This window comes from Streptomyces sp. NBC_01089 (assembly GCF_045162975.1).
GTDB lineage: Bacteria > Actinomycetota > Actinomycetes > Streptomycetales > Streptomycetaceae > Streptomyces.
Genome location: NZ_CP108660.1, coordinates 314,446 through 335,086, shown reverse-complemented (window position 1 = coordinate 335,086; position 20,641 = coordinate 314,446). Strand labels below are relative to the sequence as shown.

Here is a 20,641-nt window from a genome sequence, read left to right as displayed (position 1 = left end):
TGCAGGTACGACGCACGGTCACCGCCGGTGTAACGGCGCTATAGGGCACCCTCGTGGCCCCTCGCCTCTGCGGCGGTACGGGATGTGAGTTCGCGAGCGTCTGGGACGTGCCGCACGGTGGGCGTGGCCGGCGGAGTGTCACCAACGGCGCCGAGGACTGATTGCAGCTGGTGCAAGGCGTCGAGCAGCGTGGTGGACGGCACTGCGGAGAGGGTGCGGTGGAGCGCCGTGGTCACCGCGGAGGTCGTGTCCAGAGCGGTGGAGACCCCCGCGGGTGTCAGCCGGACGTTGTGACTCCGCCTGTCCACGGGGTCGGGAACGCGGGAGACGAGGCCGCGGGTATCGAGCCGGCGCAGGACGTTGCTCAGTCCGCCGGTGGTCAGCAGCAGCCGGGCCGAGAGCTCTGTGGGCCGTAGTTGGTAGGGACTGCCGGCCTGGCGCAGCGCTCCGAGCACGTCGAGTTCCGCAGGTGTGAGTCCCTGTGCCGTCAGGGTCGGCGCGATCGACTGCGCGAGCAGGCCCTGTAGCCGCACGACGTGCTGGGAGAACGTCAGTGCCAGCTGCTCGTCACCGGGATCGTTCGTGCTGTGGGCAACCATGACCTCATCGTACCCACAATAGTTTTTCTGATAGCTTTCGGGACAACTATATGGAGAGGGATCACGATGACGACTGTTACCGCGATCGACGGCGTCCGTGTATTCACCGGCGACGGACTCACGGAGCCGCAGCGCGTATGCATTGAGGAGACGCGGATCGTCGCCGATGGAACCGCTGATGTGGTGGTCGACGGCGCGGGCAAGGTGCTGCTGCCGGGGCTGATCGACTCGCACATGCACACCCTCGGGCGGGACGATCTGGCGAACCTGGCCCGGTGGGGTGTCACCACCGGCCTGGACATGGCGGCCTGGCCGCTCCCGTTCGTGACCGAGATGCGCGCACAGGCAGGCGTGGCGCAGATCCTCAGCGCGACGACCCCCGCGGTCGGTCCCGGCGGCAATCACGCCAAGATGCCTGGATTCCCTGCTGACGGCATCGTCACGACCCCGCGGGAGGCGCACGCATTTGTCGAGCGCCGCATCGCCGACGGCGCCGACTACATCAAGGTCGTCACCGAGGCCGCCCCCCCGCAGGGGATGGACCAGAAGACCGTGAATGCGATCGTCGAGGCGGCGCACGAGCACGATCTCCTCGTCGTGGCGCACTCGGTCACCACCGGCGCGTTCCGTGTCGCGGTCGAGGCCGGTGTCGACATCAGCACGCACGCACCCCTGGACGCGGTCCTCGACGACGACACCGTTCAGCGCATGCGGGACGCCGGGACGGTCTCCTCGCCCACGCTGACGATGATGCGGGGCATCGCCACCGTCCGGGCCGGGGCAGGGGCCACGTACGAGCACGCCCGCGACACGGTCACCAAGTTCCACGAGGCCGGAATCCGGCTCCTGGTCGGCACCGACGCGAACTCCGTGCCCGGCGTCCCGTTCGCGCCCAGGCACGGCGAATCCATGCACGACGAACTGGGGCTCATGGTCGACGCCGGACTCACCCCCGTCGAAGCACTCCGCGGCGCCACGACACTGACCGCGAAGACGTTCGCCCTCGACGACCGCGGGACGATCGAGCCGGGCCGACGCGCGGACCTCCTCCTCGTCGACGGAGACCCGACCACCGACGTCAGCGCGACCCGCAAGATCGACGGCATCTGGATCGCCGGGAAGCGGGTGCGATGAGCGGGGCACCCTGCCCGAGTGGCTGAACACCGCTTGACCAGGGGCCTTCCGTCGAAACTCGCGCGAGCCGGCTGGGCGAGGGCGCGAGGCCATGCGCCCTTTCCTTGTGCGTCTAGAAGAAGCCCAGCTTCTTCGGCGAGTACGACACCAGCAGGTTCTTCGTCTGCTGGTAGTGGTCCAGCATCATCCGGTGGTTCTCCCGCCCGATCCCGGACTGCTTGTAGCCGCCGAACGCCGCGTGCGCCGGGTAGGCGTGGTAGCAGTTCGTCCAGACGCGGCCCGCCTGGATGGCGCGGCCCGCGCGGTAGGCGGTGTTCATGTCCCGGGTCCACACGCCGGCGCCGAGGCCGTACAGCGTGTCGTTGGCCGTGCTGATCGCGTCGTCGAAGTCGGAGAAGGACGTGACGGCGACGACCGGGCCGAAGATCTCCTCCTGGAACACCCGCATCCGGTTGTCGCCCTCGAAGATCGTCGGCTGTACGTAGTAGCCGCCCGCCAGTTCACCGTCGTACTCGATCCGCCGGCCGCCGGTGAGGATCTTCGCCCCCTCCTGCTGTCCGATGTCCAGATACGAAAGGATCTTCTGCAGCTGGTCGTTGGACGCCTGCGCGCCGATCATCGTGTCCGTGTCCAGCGGGTGCCCCGGCTGGATCTGCCGGGTGCGCGCGATGCCCGCCTCCAGGAACTCGCTGTAGTGACCGCGCTGGATCAGCGCGCGCGAAGGACAGGTGCACACCTCACCCTGGTTGAGCGCGAACATCGTGAAGCCCTCGAGCGCCTTGTCGCGGAAGTCGTCGTCCGCCGACCACACGTCGTCGAAGAAGATGTTCGGTGACTTGCCGCCCAGTTCGAGCGTGACCGGCTTGATGTTCTCCGACGCGTACTGCATGATCAGCCGCCCGGTCGTGGTCTCGCCGGTGAACGCGATCTTCGCGACCCGCGGACTGGACGCCAGCGGCTTGCCCGCCTCCGAGCCGAAGCCGTTGACGATGTTGACCACACCGGCCGGCAGCAGATCGGCGACCAGGCTCATCCAGAAGTGGATGGAGGCCGGGGTCTGTTCGGCCGGCTTGAGGACCACCGCGTTCCCGGCGGCGAGAGCCGGCGCGAGCTTCCAAGTCGCCATCAGGATCGGGAAGTTCCACGGGATGATCTGGCCGACCACACCGAGCGGCTCATGGAAGTGGTACGCGACGGTGTCGTCGTCGAGTTCGCTGAGCGTTCCCTCCTGGGCCCGCAGCGCGCCCGCGAAGTAGCGGAAGTGGTCGATGGCGAGCGGGATGTCGGCGGCCAGCGTCTCGCGCACCGGCTTGCCGTTCTCCCAGCTCTCGGCGACCGCCAGCTCCTCCAGGTGCGCCTCCATCCGGTCGGCGATCCGGTTGAGGACCGTGGCCCTCTCTCCTGCCGGGGTACGGCCCCAGCCGGGGGCCGCGGCGTGAGCGGCGTCCAGGGCGCGTTCCACGTCCTCGGCGGTGCCGCGGGCGATCTCGGTGAACGGCCTGCCGTTCACCGGGCTCGGGTTCTCGAAGTACTGCCCGCGGGCGGGCGGGACGGACTCCCCGCCGATCCAGTGGTCGTAGCGCGACTCGTACGAGACGATCGCGCCCTCGGTACCCGGCGCTGCGTAACGGGTCATGTCAGTGGCCTCCCGGAATCCGCGCCGCCCGCCGTCGGCCGGCGCTCGCTGCCGAGAGTAGGAACCACGACGTTGCAACCACGTTGCGCGACGACGGGCCCGCCCCGGGCCGCCGCTGACGCCGGTCAGCCGCCCCCGGTCAGCCGGCCCCCGTTCAGCCCGCCTTGATCATGTCGGCGCACTTCTCGCCGATCATCATCGTGGTGATGCAGGGGTTGACCGTCGGCAGGAACGGCATGACCGACGCGTCGGCGACCCGCAGCCCGGTGACGCCCTTCACCCGCAGCTGTGGATCGAGCGGCGATTCCGGATCCCCGGCCGCACCCATCCGTACTGTCCCCGCCGGGTGGTACACGGTGTTGTGGGTCTCGCGGATGTACGAGAACAGCTCCTCGTCGGAGTGTGCGCTCGGTCCAGGAGCCAGTTCCGTTCCCGCCCACGCGGCCATCGCGGGCTGGGAGACGATCTTCCGCGCGAGCCGCAGCCCGTAGGTCATCACCCGGATGTCGTGGTCGTCGGTGAAGTAGCGCGGGTCGACCCGGGGCTTGTCGCGGAAGTCGCGGGTACGCAGCCGGACCGTGCCCATAGAGCGGGCCCGGGTGACGTTCGGCGTGAGACAGAACGCGTTGTCCGTCGTGGGATAGCCGCGCCGGTAGGTGTTCATGTCGAAGGGCACCGAGCCGTAGTGGAACATCAGGTCGGGCCGGTCGAGGCCCGGCTCCGTGTCGGAGAAGATCCCGATCTCCCACCACTGCGTGGACGACGTGACCATGGGCTGCTTCGCCTCCCACATGATCACGCCCTCCGGGTGGTCCTGCAGATGGGAGCCGACACCGGGGGAGTCCACCCGTACACCGATCCCGCTGTCACGCAGGTGCCCGGCCGGTCCGATGCCCGACAGCATCAGCAGCTTCGGCGAGTCGATGGCGCCGCAGCTGACGATCACCTCGCGGCGGGCGGTCACCGAGCCGCTGTGAACGGTGTCCGGCTCCAGATACTCCACGCCGGTGCACCGTTCGTCCGCGTCGAAGATCAGCCGCTTGGCCTGCAGCCCGGTGCGGATCTCCAGATTCGGCCGGTCCGCGAGCACCGGGTGCAGATAGGACACCGAAGCCGACGAACGTGTGCCGTCCGCACGGGCGTTGATCTGGAACCAGTGCGCACCGCGCACCACCGTCGTCCCCGTGTTGAAGGGCGTGCGGGGGATACCGGCCTCCGCGCACGCGTCCAGCAGCGCCGTACCGCACGGGTCGGCCGGCGGCACGGTACGGATGGTCACGGGACCCGAGCGGCCGTGGTGGTCCCCGGGCGCGTCATTGCTCTCCAGCCGTTTGTAGAGCGGGTAGCAGTCCGCCGCGCTCCACCCCGTACAGCCCAGCGCGCCCCACTCGTCGAGGTCCTCGGCCGGTGCCCAGAAGGCGATGCAGGAGTTGTGCGACGAGCAGCCGCCCAGCACTTTGGCCCTGGCATGCCGCATGAAGCTGTTGCCGTTCTCCTGCGGCTCCACCGGGTAGTCCCAGTCGTAACCGGACTCCAGCAGGGCCATCCAGCGGTCGAGCCGCAGCACATTGTCGTCGCCCGCGTCGGACGGACCGGCCTCCAGCACACAGACGGTGACGGCGGGGTCCTCGCTGAGCCGGGCCGCGACGACCGCGCCCGCGGTACCGCCGCCCACCACTACGTAGTCGTACGTGCCGCGGCCGTCGGCGCGCTGGGACGTTTGCTCGGACATCGCTGCTCCAGATCAGGGGTTCGGCGGGGGAGGGGAGGAGACGGGAGAACCGCTCGGGGTGCGGTGGTTCATACAGCCGGCGGCTGCGGCTCGTCCAGGACGGCCCGGTGCGCGTCCAGGACACCGGTCTTCTTGCGCTGGACGAACCAGTAGTACGCGAACCCGCCGCCGCCGACGATCCCGATGAAGAGGAAGGCGCCCCACTGCAGATACCAGTGGTGCGGGCCCGTCGCGTTGTAGACCTTGCTGCGCGGCCAGGCGAGGTTGAGCGACATGGCGAAGCCCCACAGCACCGCGAGGATGTTGATGGGCAGCCCGAGCCGGCCGAGCGTGAAGCGCCCTTCGGCCGGCTCCCAGGTGCCGCGCAGCCGCCGGATCAGCATCGGTGTGGTGACCAGCAGATACGCCACGTAGATCATGATGATCGCGATGCTGGTGATGACGGAGAAGATCTGCGGCTGATTGATGTTGATCACCAGGATCACGATGCCGACGAGCCCGATGATGATCGCGGGCAGGACCGGTGTCTTGAACCGGGGACTGACCCGGGCGAGCAGCGAGGAGGCCGGCAGACAGTTGTCCCGGGCCATCGCGAAGGCCAGCCTGATGCCCGCCGCGTGCACCGCGAGCTCGCAGACCGTGATGGCGATGACCACGCACCACAGCACGATCTGGCCGATCGTCGAGCCGAGCGTGGAGAGCACCACGTACTGCAGTCCGTCGGCGGCCAGTTTCTTCGAGCCCAGATCGGGCACGGCCAGCAGCGCGAACAGCAGGATGAGCCCGCCGAGCAGGAACGAGAAGAACAGCGCCCGCAGAATCGCCCGCGGGGCGTTCCTGCTGGGGTCCACGCTCTCCTCACCGAGCGAGGACGCCGTGTCGAAGCCGTACATCACATACGCGGAGGCGAGCGAAGCGGTCAGGAACGCGCGGAAGTAGCCCAGGGTCTGTCCCGCTCCGATGCCGTGGGTCTGCGTGATCGCGGCCGGGCCCCGGGTGATGTGCGCGGCCAGCAGGATGATCAGCACGACGGCCGCGATCAGCTCGACCATGACGCCCGCTGAGTTGATCCTGGCCATCAGCTTGACCCCGAAGGCGTTCACCAGGGTGGTGAAGAGGATCAGTACGCTGCCCAGCAGGACGGCGTTCTCCGCCGCGTCGGTCTTGCCGGTGCCGTCCCCGATGAACTGGAACGTCGACGAGATCTGCGGCAGCGTGATCTGGTACGCGAGCGCCACGGCGGCCAGCGACACCATCGTGGCGGTGAGCATCATCCAGCCGCCGAGCCAGCCGACATGCGGACCGCCGAGCTTCTTCGCCCAGTTGTAGACGGAGCCCGCCACCGGATACCGGGCGGCCAGTTCGCAGAAGCAGAGGGCCACCATCAGCTGGCCGATGAAGACCATCGGCCAGGACCACCAGTAGGCGGGTCCGCCGAAGGTGACACCGAAGTAGAAGAGCTGGAAGGTACCGGTGAGGATCGAGATGTAGCTGATCCCGGCGGCGAAGGTATGGAAGTTGCCGAGGGTGCGCTTGAGTTCGGGTTTGTAGCCGAACGCGGAGAGCGAGTCGTCGTCGTCCTGGCTCTGCGTACGGGCCGCGCCTCCGGGCTCCGGCCCGGCGCCGTCCCCACCGGAACCGCCCGGGACCCCCGAGCCGCCCGAGCCGTTCCGGCTCACTCGAACCACCTCAGCGGACGCGGTGACAGGTTGCGCCACACATGCTTGGCCTCCTGGTACTCCGCCAGCCCCGCGGGGCCCAGCTCGCGCCCGAAGCCGGACTGCTTCATCCCGCCCCACTCGGCCTGCGGCACGTACGGCTGGAAGTCATTGATCCATACGGTGCCCGCCCGCAGCCTGGACGCCACCCGGTGCGCCAGGCCGACGTCCTGCGACCAGACCCCGCCGGACAGCCCGTAGACCGTGTCGTTGGCGAGGGCGACCGCTTCGTCCTCGTCGCGGAACCGCTCGACCGTCAGGACCGGGCCGAACGACTCGTCACGCACCACGGACATCTCCGGGGTGCACTCGTCCAGCACCGTCGGCAGATAGTAGAAGCCGTCGTCGAGCGCCGGGTCGTCGGGCCGTGCGCCCCCGCAGCGGAGCACCGCGCCGTCGGCGATACCCGCCGCCACGTACGCCTCCACCTTCTCTCGGTGGGCGGCCGAGATCAGCGGACCGGTACGCGCGTTCTCGTCGAAGGGCCCGCCCAGCCGGATGGCCCGCGCCCCGGCCACCACGTCGTCGACGAACCGGTCGTGCAGCTCGTCCTGGACGAGCAGCCGCGCCCCGGCCGAGCAGACCTGTCCCGAGTGGAGGAACACGGCGGTCAGGGCGTAGTCGACGGCGCTCTCGTACTCGGCGTCGGCGAAGACGATGTTGGGGTTCTTGCCGCCCAGTTCCAGGGCGACCTTCTTCACCGTGGGGGCGGCGGCGGCCATGATGCGGCGCCCGGTGACCAGCCCGCCGGTGAACGACACCATGTCGACCCGCGGGTCCTCGCTGAGGGGCGCGCCGACCGCGGGTCCGGTGCCCAGGACGAGATTCGCGGCCCCGTCCGGCAGCCCGGCCTCGGTCAGCAGCCGCATCAGGAAGACGGCGGTGTGCGGGGTCAGTTCGCTCGGTTTCAGTACGAATGTGTTGCCCGCCCCGAGCGCCGGCGCGACCTTCCACGCCGTCTGCAGCAGCGGGTAGTTCCACGGGGTGATGAGCGCGCACACCCCGACCGGTTCGTGCACGATCCTGCTGTCGATGCCGGGGTCCCCGGTGTCGACGATGCGGTCGGTGCCGCCGGACGCCACCAGATTGCCGAAGTAGCGGAAGCAGTTGGCGATGTCCGCCATGTCGTACTCGCTCTCCACGAGTCGCTTCCCCGTGTCCAGGGACTCGGCGCGGGCGAGCGCGTCCTGGTCGCGTTCGAGCAGGGCGGCGACCCGCAGCAGCAGCGCACCGCGCTCGGCGGCCGGGGTGGCGGGCCACGGACCGCGGTCGAACGCCTCACGGGCCGCGGCGACCGCCGCCGACGCGTCCTGCGGGCCGCCCTCGTCGACGGTCGCCACCAGGGTGCCGTCCGCGGGGCAGCGGATCTCCCGGAGACCCCCGTCAGCGGCGGCCGTCCAGGTCCCGCCGATGAACAGCTCAGGCATGCGGACTCCTCGGGTTCGGGCGTCCGGCTTGCGCGAGGACACTCCATGCGGGCGCCGATGGCCGTGCCGTGCCGTACCGGCCGGCCGGCAGCGTTCTACCGGCGAACAGTGCTCTACCAGCCGACACTAAGGAGCCTTCGGCGTCCGCGCAGTGCGGGAGTGGCAGCCGGGGGAAGCCGCAGGCCCGCGGTCCCTCAGGAACGCAGCCGGCCGCCCGTCAGGAACGCAGCCAGGAGTCCAGCTCCCGCACCCGCGACACGGCGGACGCCCGCTGCCTGGCGGGCAGCGCCGTGGCCAGCGCCCGCCAGACGGGCAGGTCGTCATCGCCCCAGGGGCTGTACGCCCAGTCAGCGAGCAGCCCCGGGTCCCCGCGTGCGATCAGCGCGTCCCGCAGCTGGTCCGCGAGACGGCGGCGCAGCCGCACCACGGCGGGCGCCCGGGAGCCGGGCAGCAGCGGACCCGCGTACGCGTTCATCGCCGAGGTCACCGCCCCGGACGCCAGCAGACGCACCACGCCGTCGAAGTCCGTCTCGACCGGGGCCGCCAGCCGGTAGGGGCGCGACCGCAGCAGCTCGGGGCCGAGCAGCCCGCGCAGCCGGGACAGCTCGGCGCGCAGGGTGACCGGGGTGACCGTCTCGTCCTCGTACAGCTCGATCAGCAGCTCGTCCCCGGTGACGCCCTCCGGGCGCTGGGCGAGCAGCGTGAGGATCTCACTGTGCCGCCGGCTCAGCGCGTACTTGCGGCCGTCCGCCACGAGCAGTGCCGCGTCCCGACCGAGCACCGACAGCCGGACGGACCCGGCGGCGGGCGGCGGTGCGAGCAGCGCGAGCTGCGACTCGGCGGCCCGCGCGACCGCGCCGACGAAGGCCAGGCTGTGCGGATGGGCGAGCCGGTCGCCGCCGGTGATGTCCACGGCGCCCAGCAGCCGCCCGGTGCCCGGGTCGTGGACCGGCGCAGCGGCACAGGTCCACGGGTGCACCGGCCGCTGGAAGTGCTCGGCAGCGAAGACCTGGACGGGACGGTCGACGGCGATGGCGGTGCCGGGCGCGTTGGTCCCCGTCGCCGCCTCGGCCCAGCGGGCCCCCGGCACGAAGTTCATCAGGCCCGCCTGTCTGCGGGAGGTCGCGTGCCCCTCGACCCAGAGCAGCCGCCCCTGGGCGTCGCACACCGCGAGCAGATGCTCGCCGTCCATCGCGTACGCGCCCATCAGCTCGCGGAACAGCGGCATCACCTTGGCCAGCGGATGGCTGTCCCGGTGCGCGGCGAGCCCGTCGTCGGACAGCTCGACGTCCGCCGTGCCCTCACGGCTGACCCGGGCGCGGGCCGAGCGCCGCCAGGACTCCGCCACCACGGCACGCACCGGACGCTCGACACGCCCCGCCGCCGCGAACGACTCGTACGCTCCGCGCAGCGCCCTGCGGCGCTGCGCGGGATCGGCCCCCGCCTGCAGAGCCACCCATGTGTCGGTCAACTCGCCTCCCCGGCTCGGTGCACCGGACGCGGGACACAGCCCATCGTCGCCCCGGTGGCGCCGCCGGGCAAGCGTCCCGTCAGGCGGAGTTGACCAGCCGCAGGTAGCGCACCCAGTCCCAGTGGGGGCCGGGATCCGTGTGGTCGGTGCCCGGGACTTCGACATGGCCGATGATGTGGGTGCGGTCCTTGGGGATGCCGTACCGGTCGCAGACGGACGCGGTGAGCGCCGCCGACTTCTCGTACAGCGCGTCGGTGAAGTACTCGGGCTTGTCCACCCAGCCCTCGTGCTCGATGCCGATACTGCGGGTGTTGTAGTCCCAGTTCCCGGCGTGCCAGGCGATGTCGTGCTCCCGGACGCACTGGGCGATGTACCCGTCGGCGGAGCGCACCACGTAGTGGGCGGTGACCGCCTTCGCCGGATCCTGGAAGATGGCCAGGGTGTTGGGGAAGGTCTCCTGGGTGACGTGGATGACCACCCGGTCGATCGTGTACGCCGACGGGCGGTTGGACGCCGTGTAGTTGGCGGTCGACGCGGGGTGCCAGTGCGCGGTGGGGTAGTCGGTGGCGCTGTCCGCGTCCGCCTGCGTCGCGGGCAGCAGGACGCCCGCCGTGGCCACGAGCGCCGCGCTCTGCAGGAGCCGTCTGCGGCTGGGGCCCGATGCGTTGCGTTCCATCTGTGTCTCCTGGGGTGGGGGGAGTGGGTACGTCCGTGTGCGGTGGAGGTCCGGGCGGGGCGGTCAGGGCCGCGGGAGTATCGCGGCGGTCTCCCTGAGATGACGGTGCAGACCGCGGTGCGGTTCTCCCGCGGGCAGCCATTCCTTGCGGATCTTCGCCACGCACGTGTAGTTGGTGTCGCAGACGTTGCCGAGCGGGGCTTCCCCCGCCTGGGAGAGCAGCTGGTACGCGTCCAGTTCGGACAGGCCGTAGTCGCGCGCCAGCCACTGCACCAGGTCCAGCTGCGAGATCCGGAAGGCGTCCTCCAGCGGGCGCGCGGAGCCGGTCGACATCAGATGCGTGTCCGACTCCATGCGGGGCCACGGGGTCGCCACGCCCTTCAGCAGCTCGACCACGACGACGGTGTTCATCGCGCACTCCACGGCCACCCCGCAGGTCTCGCCCTCGCCCTGCCTGGCGTGCCCGTCGCCGAGGCTGAGCAGCGCGCCCTCGACGTTCACCCCCAGATAGCAGGTGACGCCCGCGCGCATCTCCGGGGTGTCCATGTTCCCGCCGTGCGCGTCGGGCACCAGCGCGGAGCGCACCTCGAGATTGGCCGGGGCCACCCCGACCGTGCCGTGCATCGGATCCATCGGCAGGGCGATCTCGATGTCGCTGTCCCGCGCCCGGAAGAGACAGGTGCGCCGCTCCCGGTCGAGCTCCCACATCCACACGACCTCGGGAAGCGGCGGCTGCAGGGTGGCTGTCGTGTGGGTGGAGGTCAGCGCGCCGAACAGCGGGACGGTCGTCGACGCGGCCCGGTCGCGGGCCGGTTCGACCGACACGAAGTGCACGGCCACCGTGTCCCCGGGCTCGGCGCCCTCGATGTGGAAGGGGCCGGTCTGCGGGTTGAGGAAGGGGAACTCGCAGACCTCGGACACCAGGTCCTTCTCGGAGCGCACCCGGCCCGCGAAACAGTCCTCGGTGAACAGGTCGAGGACGGTGCCGGGCGCGATGTGCGCCACCGGCGCCGCACCCCCGAACGTCCAGGCGTACTCACCCTCGCGGGGACGCACTGTGAGGATGCGCGGATCAGTCATGCGGGTAACTCTCCTGTCTCATCGGTCGTGCCGGCCGTGGTGACGCCTTCCCCGGCAGCGGAGCCGGTCACTTCGGGGCCTGCGGCTCCGGAGGGGCCTGTGACCTTGGCGGGGCCGGTGGCTCCGGCTGGGCCCGCGGCTTCGGAGGGGAGCGCGGGATCGTCCAGATGGATACGGCCGGTCTCCGCGAGCCGCCCGGGGTGGCGGCGCACCAGCACGGCCAGCACCACGGCCCCGGCCAGCATCCAGCCGCCGACGACCGGTCCCGCGTACGAGACGGGCGGTGCGAGCCGGGAGACGAAGTCGAAGGCCGGGATCCCGGCCGCCGTCAGGAGCGCCGGCACGAACGCGGCGATCCCCAGCACCGGGAAGAGCAGATGGGGCACCGGGCGGAACAGGTCGCGCCTGCGCCGCAGGAAGTACCCGGCGCAGGCCAGGTTGACGACGATGTAGACGCCGATGACCACCGTCACGATGACCGTGGCCAGCAAAGCGAAAGCCGTCTCGGGGCCGTACGCGAGACCGAGCCCCAGCACCGCGGCCACCGCGACGGCGAACTGCGCGGCCACCCCGGTGACGGGGGAGCGGTGGCGCGGATGGACCCGGGCGAACGGGCGCGGGAACACCCCGGCACGCCCGAGCGCGAAGGCCGTCCGCGTCGACACGTTCGCGCACGCGTTGGCGTTGGCGATGGTCGAGTTGACGACGGCGAGGAAGAGCAGCACCCAGAAGAGCCCGAACGAGGCGCGGGCCACGCCCTCCCACGATGAGGCTCCCGAGACCCCGAACCCGGCGAACCGGTCGGGGCCGAAGTACACGGACATCGCGTACGTGGTCAGGACGTAGAACAGGCCGATCGCCAGCGCCGCGCCGAGCACCGCGCGCCGCATGGTGCGCCGCGGGTCGCGTGTCTCCTCGGCGAGCGGCGCGGCCGCCTCGAAGCCGGAGAAGGCCAGCACCGTGTAGACGGACCCGGCGAAGACACCGCCGACCCCGGTGTACCCGTGGGCGGTGTGCGAAGTGCCGAACACCGAAAGGGTGTTGGCGTCCCCGGCCCGCACGATCAGCAGGACGGCGAAGACCAGGAGGACGAGCACCTCGAAGACGCCGAGGACCGTACCCAGGCGGGCCGACGCCCGGACCCCGTAGAACCCGGCCAGTGCGATGACCACGGCCCCGGCCAGGGACCACGGCCACCACAGCGCCGCCGGGTACGCGGCCCACTCCTGGTGCAGGGTGCCGGCCGTGGTGAAGCCGAGCTGGAGCAGCAGCAGCGCGGGCACTAGGGCCTCGACGAAGACATACCCCCAGCCGACCAGGAATCCGACCGCCGGATGCAGACCCTGCGCGGAGTACGTCGCCACCGAGCCCGCGGCGGGCAGCTGCCGTGCCAGCTCGGCGACGCACGAAGCGGTGAACAGACAGGCCACCAGCGCCACCAGCACCGACAGCGGCAGGCTGCCGCCCGCGAAGGCGGCGCCCGAGGGAATCGACGCCGCGACGGCCGCGGCCGGGGCCATGGCGGTGATGCTCTGGAAGAGGACTTCGCGCAGCCCGATGGCGTCCCGTCGCAGCCCTGGGCCCGATTCCCCCGGCATTCTCCGGCTCCCTGTGTCAGCCGGCCGGGTGTCAGCCGACCGGCACGAGTCCCGCCCGGCATACGGTACGGGCTGACGCCGGAGGGACGGAAGAGGCCACAGCGCCCGCGGGGCCGGGGAGTTGGCCGGTAAGGCCGGTGTGCCGGGCCTCACTCGCGGCGCTCGTCCCCGCGCAGCAGCGGGCCCGCGTCCGAGAGCGCGGCCCCGATCCGGTGCAGGGCGGGCCCGTCCACGGGGAGCGGCGCGTACTGCGGGCCCCGGGCGGTGTCCCAGCGCCGGGCGACCTCGGTGGCGTCCTCGCCGAGCACCAGACCTGCCGCCTGCGCCGCCGCGCCGAGCGCCACCAGCTCCTTCGCCACGGGTACTTGGACGGGCCGCCCCGACAGCCGCCGTACGGTCTCCCGCCAGGCGGTCCCCTGGGCCCCGCCGCCGATCAGCAGCAGGGGCGCGCTCGGGTCGGCGTCCTTGTCCAGGACCCGGTCCAGGGCGGCGAGCAGTGCGTAGACGGCTCCGTCGTAGGCGGCCTGGAGGAGCTGTCCACCGGTCGTGTCGTGGCGCAGCCCGTACAGCAGACCTGCCGCGTGCGGCAGATGAGGGGTGCGCTCGCCGCCGAGGAACGGCAGCACCACAGGACCGCCGCCCGCGTCGACTGCCTCCCGGTCGAGGTGGAGCAGTGCGGCGATCCGGTCGACGGCCAGGGTGCAGTTGAGGGTGCAGGCGAGCGGCAGCCAGTCGCCCCGCGCGTCGGCGAAACCGGAGACCGTGCCCGAGGGGTCGACGGGCCGCTGCCGCGACACCGCGTACACCGTGCCCGATGTGCCGAGGCTGAGTACCGGCCGGCCGGGGCGCAGCCCTAGGCCGAGCGCCGCGGCGGCGTTGTCACCGGTGCCCGGTGCCACCAGGGTGCCCGGGGTGAGCGGCAGACCGGGCAGGCCGCGCACGGTGCCCGCCGCGTCCGAAGGGCCGGCGACCTCCGGCAGCAACTCGGGGGAGAGACCGGCGAGCCGCAGGATCTCCTCGTCGTACGCCTCGGTCCTGGTCGCCCACCAGCCGGTGCCGGACGCGTCGCCGCGGTCGGTCGTGCCCCGGCCGGTGAGCCGCTCCGTGAGGTAGTCGTGCGGCAGCCGTACCGCCGCGGTGGCGCGGGCGGCGTCCGGCTCGTTCTCCAGCAGCCAGGCCCATTTGGTGACGGTCATGGCGGGGCCGGGCAGGCCCCCGGTGCGCTCGGCCCAGGTGTCCGCGCCCAACTGCCCGATGAGGCGCTCGCTCTGCGGTGCGGAGCGTACGTCGTTCCACAGCATCGCCGGGCGCACCGGCCGGCCGGCCGCGTCCAGTGTGACGAGCCCGTGCTGCTGGCCGCCGACCGAGATGGCGGCGGCGCGGCCGGCGGCCGGCCCGCACTGCTGGAGCGCGTCGGTGAGGGCCAGCCACCACTGCTCGGGGTCGCTCTCGCGGGCGCCGTCGCTGCCGGTGACCGTGTGCGGGGCCTGGCCGTGCGCGACGACATCGCCGGTCGCGGAGTCGACGACCAGCGCCTTGGTCGACTGGGTGGAGGAGTCCACTCCGATGACCAGAGGGCCTTCGGGTGCTGTCATCGGTCTGCTCCGCTCTGAGGGCCGGGCGCCGGGCGGCTTTCCGGCGGCGCCCTGGATACTAATTTGTCAGGCACCATGACGAAACAGGTAGCGGGACGGCGCCTTCCGCCGGAACGGGAGACGCCGTCGTCTGCGGGCTGCCTGGTCACTCGCCGTCGGTCACCGTCGCCAGCGCGGCCGCCGGATCCGGATCGCCGGGCCCTGCGGGAGCCCAGTGGCCCCGCTCCTCGCGGTAGGGCCACCAGCGGCCGTCCCGCCCGCACCGCAGCTGGGCCCCCTTGCCCACCACGGTCCACAGATCGCCCGCCGCGTCGAACCGCGGACCGGCCCCACGCTCCCACGCCCGGTCGAGCTGGGCGTGTGCCCGCGCCAGCTCCTCCGGTCCCGGCGTCCACCGTTCCTCCAGTACGGACAGCGCCGCCGCGCCGCCGCAGCGCCAGGCCAGGACAGCGAGGTCGAGTTCAGCGCGCGTCCGGCCCGAGCCCGCGGCGAGACGCTCCGATATACGTACGTCCGTGGCCGAGGCGGCCAGCCGTACGGCGTCCTGCTCCGGCGTCAACTCCGCCTCCAGCGGGCTGTGTTCATGGTCCGGGGCGAGCGCTTCGGCCAGCAGGTCCGCCGCCCTGCGGGCCGCGTCGGCCGCGAGGAACTCCAGTGCGCCCGGGTCCAGACCCGGCGCGGGACCGGTCTCCGTGTCGAGGGACGGCGGCCGGCCCGGTGCGTCCGGGAGCGGCGGCGGCGCGGGCAGCGGCGGCAGTGAGCCCACGGCCGCGAACGCCTCGTCGGCCCGTACGCCCCCGGGCTCTCGGCCTTCTCCGTGCGCCCCGGGGCTCTCCTGACCGGCCGCCTGCCCCGCGCTGCGCCGCTGCAACTCGTCCAGCAGCTCCCGTTCGCCCCGCCCGCGCATCAGCAGCAGCACGAACGGATCCTCGTCGAGGAGGCGCGCCACCTGATAGCAGAGCGCGGCCGTGTGCGGGCAGTGGTCCCAGGCATCGCAGGAACACTCCGGCTCCAGATCACCCGGCCCCGGCAGCAGATCCAGTCCGGCGGCGGCCGCGTCCTCCACCAGATGCGGTGGCATCTCCCGGTCGAGCAGCGCCGCGATGTGCCCCGCGCTCTCGACCGCCATGCCGAGGAACCGGTCCCACTCCTGATCGCTCAGCTGCTGCAGCAGGACATCACCCCGGTACCGCGAGGAGTCGGGGTCCTGCACGACGGCGGTGATGCGACCCGGCCGCACCGACACCGCGCCGACGGCGCCCTGACGGGCGTACCGGCGGCCCTTCTTCAGCTGCTGTCCGTCGAGAGCCGTGTCCTCCAGCGCCTTGAGCCAGGCGTGGCCCCACCAGGTGCCGGCGAAAGCGCGGCCCGCGGACGGTGCCAGGGCCGCGAAGGTGCGCTCCGGCGTGTCGGTACCGCTCATCGTCCACTCCCTCGCAGTTCCACCAGATCCGCCAGTTCGGCGTCCGTCATCCCGGTGAGCGCGGCCTCGCCCGCGCCGAGCACCGCGTCGGCCAGTTCGCGTTTGCGGTCGAGCATCTCGGCGATCCGGTCCTCGATGGTCCCCTCGGCGATCAGCCGGTGCACCTGGACCGGCTGGGTCTGGCCGATCCGGTACGCGCGGTCGGTGGCCTGGGCCTCGACGGCCGGGTTCCACCAGCGGTCGAAGTGCACCACATGTCCGGCCCTGGTGAGGTTGAGGCCGGTGCCTGCGGCCTTCAACGACAGCAGGAACACCGGCACTTCACCGGCCTGGAACCGGTCCACCATGTCCTGGCGCCGGGCGACCGGCGTCCCGCCGTGCAACAGCAGGGTGGACACTCCGCGGGCCGCCAGATGCCGCTCGATGAGCCGGGCCATCTGCACGTACTGGGTGAAGACGAGCACGCCCGCACCCTCGGCCAGGATCGTGTCGAGCAGTTCGTCCAGCAGCTCCACCTTCCCCGAGCGCCCCTCGACGAGGGGCTGTTCCTCCTTGAGGTACTGCGCGGGGTGGTTGCAGATCTGCTTCAGCGCCGTGAGCAGTTTGACCACGAGACCGCGGCGGGTGATCCCGTCGGCCGAGGCGATCTCCGCGAGTGTCTCGCGTACCACGGCCTCGTACAGACCTGTCTGTTCCCTGGTGAGCGCCACCGCGCGGTCGGTCTCCGTCTTCGGCGGCAGCTCGGGCGCGATGCCCGGGTCGGACTTGCGTCGGCGCAGCAGGAACGGCGCGACCAGCCGGGAGAGCCGCTCGGCGGCTGCCGGGTCCTTTCCGCCCTCGACGGCCTGGGCGTAGCGCGTCCGGAAGCCGCCCAGCCGGCCCAGCAGTCCGGGTGTGGTCCAGTCGAGGATCGCCCACAGCTCGGACAGGTTGTTCTCCACCGGGGTGCCGGTGAGCGCGACGCGGGCGCGGGTGCCGATGGTCCGCAGCTGCCGTGCGGTGGCGGAGTACGGATTCTTCACATGCTGGGCCTCGTCGGCGACGACCAGTCCCCACGCGGCACCGGCCAGCCTTCCGGCGTCCAGCCGCATGGTGCCGTAGGTGGTGAGGACGAACTCCCCGTCGGCCAGGTGCTCCAGGCTCCGTGCCGCCCCGTGGAAGCGGCGTACGGGAGTGCCGGGCGCGAACTTCTCGATCTCCCGCTGCCAGTTGCCCATCAGGGAGGCAGGGCAGACCACCAGGGTGGGGCCCGCCGACTCCTTCTCGCTCTGCCGGTGCAGATGCAGGGCGATGAGAGTGATGGTCTTGCCGAGTCCCATGTCGTCGGCGAGGCAGCCGCCGAGCCCGAGCGAGGTCATCCGGTGCAGCCAGTTCAGCCCGCGCAACTGGTAGTCGCGCAAGGCCGCTTCGAGTCCGGCCGGCTGCCCGATGGTCTGCTGCCCGGTGCCCTCCGGGTCGCCGAGGTGGTCGCGCAGGCGCGCCAGCGGGCCGGTCGCGGTGACCTCCACCTGCCGCCCGGCCAGCTCTGTGGTGCCGGTGAGCGCCGCCCCCAGGGCCTCGATCGGGGCCATCGCGCGCCCCGGTGCGTCGCGGGCCTCGCGGGCGCGCCGGATCTCCTCCGGGTCGATCAGCACCCACCGGTCGCGGAGCCGCACGGCCGGTCTGCTCGCCTCGGCGAGCTGGTCGACCTCGGCATGGCCCAGCTGCTGATCACCCAGCGTGAAGCGCCAGTTGAAGGCGAGCAGGGAGTCGGCCGACAGTACGGACGGCAGGTCCGAAACGGGCTTCTCGGCCGCACGTGCGGAGTCGGCCGAGCCGGCGGCCTCGCTCGCGGACCCCGGAGCGTCGTCGTCCGCGCCGATGACGGCCCGCGCCGTCAACGTACGGGAGAACTCCCGCGGCCAGTGGACCCGTACCCCTCCGGCGGACAGCGCCCGCGACGCTTCGCCGAGCAGTTCGGCGACCTCCTCGTCGGCCAGCTCGACCGCGTCGGGAACGGCGGCCGACAGCAGGGGCGCGAGCGGCGCCCAGGCGCGGGCCGCCCTGCGCAGGGCGAGCAGGGCGTCGAGCCGGGCCCGCGGCCCGAAGCCGGGCGCCGAGCCCGACCAGACGTCCGCGGCGTCGGCGGTCAGGGACGGGTCACTGACCCCGTGCATCTGCAGGACGGCCCGGAAGGCCGGCCCGTCACCGGCCGCCGTGTCCGCGGCGGACAGCCCTGACACGTCCACCCGCAGGGAGATGCGGACACCGGCGTCCTGACCTGCCGCGACATCGGCGGCCCAGCCGCGCTGTCCGGGAAGTTCCATCGGTTCGGCCGCGGCGAACGCGGGACCGCCCGCGGCGAAGGCCGCGGCGGGCGTCCGCGGCAGGCCGTCCGCCACGGCGTCCAGGAACGCGCGTACCAACTCGCCCTGCGCGGGCAGCTGTACGGGGTCCGCCGCCGGGTCCAGGGGCACGGCGTGCGCGGTGGGCGGCATGGCCGCCGCGAGCTCCTGTACGCGTACCAGGTCGGCGGCGTCGAGCGGCCCCGCCCGCCATGCCTCGTGGCCCGCGGGGGTGATCCCCGGCAGCAGCCGCCCCCGGGCGGCGAGTTGGAGAGCGAGCAACGCGGCCGATCCCCAGAAAGTGACAGCCGCTGACGCGTGTGCGGCGCCCCGGCCACGGCTCAGGACGGGCAGGGCTTCCTGTACGGTCAGCACAGTCGCCTGTACGGAGTGCGGGCGTGTGTCGCCGCCGACGACGAGCAGCTCCTCGATGGAGCCGGGGCTCGTGGGCGGCTCGCTGCCATCGGGGTGCCAGAAGGCGACCCTTCCGGTACGTGCCGGATCCGCAGGCAGAAAGACCGCGGAGCAGCGGGAGAGTCGGGCGATCTCGGAGAGCGTTGCCGTGGGGAGTCCTTGCACAGCGATAGCGCATTCCTCAAATTTGACTACTGTGGGCCGGGATCGCCGAGGGTACCTCATCAGAGGACCGCCGGTGACGCCGTCACTGTGCGGCGCGGCCTGCTCCGGCGCACGGTGGAGGTAGCACCACCTCTCCAGCCGGGGGCTGCCCCCCTGCCAGGGCCGGGTGGTGGCGCCATGGTCCCCCGCAGTCCCGAAACCATACGTTTCATGAGGTCAGCGCATGGGCCAACAGACCGGAGACCGACATGCCACAGACCGCCTCACTGCTCGTGGAACCCGAGCAGAAGACGGGCAGCGACTTTGCCCCCCTCCTGAGGGCGGTGAAGGCACACGGGCTCCTGGAGCGGCGCCCCGGCTGGTACATCCTCAGCGCGAGCGCCAACCTGCTGGCTCTCGCCGCGACGATCGTCGGCATGGTCATGGTCGGTGACTCCTGGTGGACCCTCCTGCTGGCACTCCCGCTGGCCGTCCTCTGGTCGCGCACCGCCTTCTTCGGGCACGACGCCGGGCACGCGCAGATATCCGGTGACCGCAGGGTGAGCCGGGCCATCGGCTTCTTCCACAGCAATCTGCTGCTCGGTATGAGCTACGGCTGGTGGAACGACAAGCACAACCGTCACCACGCCAACCCCAACCACGTCGACAAGGACCCCGATGTGGGTGTCGGCGTCATGGTCTGGACGCAGAAGCAGGCCGCCGAGCGGGAGGGGCTGTCCCGCTGGCTCACCCGCAACCAGGCGCGGCTCTTCTTCCCCCTGCTGCTGCTCGAAGGCATCGCCCTGAAGATCTACGGCTTCCGTACGGTGCTGTCACGCGAGGAGCACGACGGGTGCCGTCAGCCGGGCCGCGAGCGCACCGTCGAGGGCCTGCTGCTCGTGCTGCACCTGGCCGGATACGCCGCACTCCTGCTGACGGTCATGTCCCCGGGCAAGGCCCTCGTCTTCGCCCTGGTGCACCACGCGCTGTTCGGACTGCACCTCGGAATGACCTTCGCCCCGAACCACAAGGGCATGGAGATGCCCGACTCCGACGGCGAGCGCTGGGGGCATCTGCAGCGCCAGGTGCTGACCTCGCGCAACGTACGCGGCGGGGCGCTCACCGACTGGTTCCTCGGCGGGCTGAACTACCAGATCGAGCACCACCTCTTCCCGAGCATGCCCAGGCCCCACCTGCGGCGCGCCCAGCCGCTGGTGCGCGAGCACTGCAGGTCGCTGGGGATGCCGTACGCCCAGACGTCCCTGATCGACTCGTACCGCCAGGCGCTGGCGCATATGCACGAGGTCGGGGAGCCGCTGCGCGCGTCGTAGCGGACCGGAGTGGAACCGCGGGGACCGCCCGTGCGTTCCACAGACAGAGAGCGGCATCAGCCGCTGAGGAGGCGTTGATGTCCAAGCCCGCAATGATCGCCGTCGGCGGCGTGGTCGCCGGCATCATCCTGATGATGCTGATCGGATTCCTTCCGGGACTGCTGGTCCTGATCGGTGTGCCCGTCGTGGCCTATCTGCTGCTCGACCCCAGTCAGCGCAGGAGGCTGCGGAGGATCACTCGTAAGGAGATCGGCCGCTGAGGCCGGGCCCCGGTCCTGGCCTCCGGTGAGAGCCATCAGAGCCCCCGGGCGGGTGTGTACCGCATCTGCACAGGGGACG

15 protein-coding genes are annotated in these 20,641 nt (G+C 71.7%); 3 read left to right on the top strand and 12 right to left on the bottom strand.

What is annotated here, in order from left to right; all coding sequences use genetic code 11:
- Positions 1–38: 38 nt before the first annotated feature.
- Entirely contained in the window at positions 39–599 is a 561-nt protein-coding gene (locus OG510_RS01500; protein ID WP_406134801.1) for a MarR family winged helix-turn-helix transcriptional regulator, read from the bottom strand.
- A 66-nt stretch (positions 600–665) separates the two neighbouring features.
- Here OG510_RS01500 and OG510_RS01495 point away from each other — a divergent pair, with 66 nt between their 5' ends.
- On the top strand, positions 666–1,733 hold the full coding sequence (locus OG510_RS01495; protein ID WP_406134800.1) for an amidohydrolase family protein: 1,068 nt from the start codon (positions 666–668) through the stop codon (positions 1,731–1,733).
- Between the two features lie 112 nt (positions 1,734–1,845).
- On the opposite strand, the gene OG510_RS01490 is transcribed toward OG510_RS01495, so the two are convergent.
- From OG510_RS01490 to OG510_RS01440, 11 genes are all read right to left on the bottom strand, one after another.
- On the bottom strand, positions 1,846–3,369 hold the full coding sequence (locus tag OG510_RS01490; RefSeq protein ID WP_406134799.1) for an aldehyde dehydrogenase family protein: 1,524 nt from the start codon (positions 3,367–3,369) through the stop codon (positions 1,846–1,848).
- A gap of 154 nt (positions 3,370–3,523) precedes the next feature.
- Complete coding sequence (locus OG510_RS01485; protein ID WP_406134798.1) at positions 3,524–5,101, bottom strand: GMC family oxidoreductase; 1,578 nt, start codon at positions 5,099–5,101, stop codon at positions 3,524–3,526.
- Positions 5,102–5,169: 68 nt separating this feature from the next.
- Entirely contained in the window at positions 5,170–6,780 is a 1,611-nt protein-coding gene (locus tag OG510_RS01480) for an APC family permease (protein ID WP_406134797.1), read from the bottom strand.
- Positions 6,777–8,246, bottom strand: a complete 1,470-nt coding sequence (locus tag OG510_RS01475; RefSeq protein ID WP_406134796.1) for an aldehyde dehydrogenase family protein — start codon at positions 8,244–8,246, stop codon at positions 6,777–6,779. Before OG510_RS01475 ends, OG510_RS01480 begins: the two co-directional genes overlap by 4 nt.
- Before the next feature lie 217 nt (positions 8,247–8,463).
- Positions 8,464–9,717, bottom strand: coding sequence for a GAF domain-containing protein (locus OG510_RS01470; RefSeq protein ID WP_406134795.1), 1,254 nt, complete (start codon positions 9,715–9,717; stop codon positions 8,464–8,466).
- Between the two features lie 79 nt (positions 9,718–9,796).
- Entirely contained in the window at positions 9,797–10,393 is a 597-nt protein-coding gene (locus OG510_RS01465; protein WP_406134794.1) for an N-acetylmuramoyl-L-alanine amidase, read from the bottom strand.
- Between the two features lie 63 nt (positions 10,394–10,456).
- Positions 10,457–11,473, bottom strand: a complete 1,017-nt coding sequence (locus tag OG510_RS01460; RefSeq protein ID WP_406134793.1) for an acetamidase/formamidase family protein — start codon at positions 11,471–11,473, stop codon at positions 10,457–10,459.
- On the bottom strand, positions 11,470–13,071 hold the full coding sequence (locus OG510_RS01455) for an APC family permease (protein ID WP_406134792.1): 1,602 nt from the start codon (positions 13,069–13,071) through the stop codon (positions 11,470–11,472). Before OG510_RS01455 ends, OG510_RS01460 begins: the two co-directional genes overlap by 4 nt.
- 149 nt (positions 13,072–13,220) lie before the next feature.
- Positions 13,221–14,666, bottom strand: a complete 1,446-nt coding sequence (xylB, locus tag OG510_RS01450; protein WP_406134791.1) for a xylulokinase — start codon at positions 14,664–14,666, stop codon at positions 13,221–13,223.
- Between the two features lie 145 nt (positions 14,667–14,811).
- Positions 14,812–16,089: an SWF or SNF family helicase gene (locus OG510_RS01445; RefSeq protein WP_406134790.1), complete on the bottom strand. Its 1,278-nt coding sequence runs from the start codon at positions 16,087–16,089 to the stop codon at positions 14,812–14,814.
- Positions 16,086–19,052, bottom strand: a complete 2,967-nt coding sequence (locus OG510_RS01440) for a DEAD/DEAH box helicase (RefSeq protein ID WP_406134789.1) — start codon at positions 19,050–19,052, stop codon at positions 16,086–16,088. Before OG510_RS01440 ends, OG510_RS01445 begins: the two co-directional genes overlap by 4 nt.
- A 188-nt stretch (positions 19,053–19,240) precedes the next feature.
- On the opposite strand from OG510_RS01440, the gene OG510_RS01435 reads away from it, so the two are divergent.
- Together OG510_RS01435 and OG510_RS01430 are read left to right on the top strand one after the other, a co-directional pair.
- Positions 19,241–20,302 (top strand): fatty acid desaturase family protein, encoded by a 1,062-nt coding sequence (locus OG510_RS01435; protein WP_406134788.1) that lies wholly within the window; start codon positions 19,241–19,243, stop codon positions 20,300–20,302.
- 77 nt (positions 20,303–20,379) lie between these two features.
- On the top strand, positions 20,380–20,562 hold the full coding sequence (locus OG510_RS01430; RefSeq protein WP_164267413.1) for a hypothetical protein: 183 nt from the start codon (positions 20,380–20,382) through the stop codon (positions 20,560–20,562).
- Positions 20,563–20,641 lie beyond the last annotated feature (79 nt).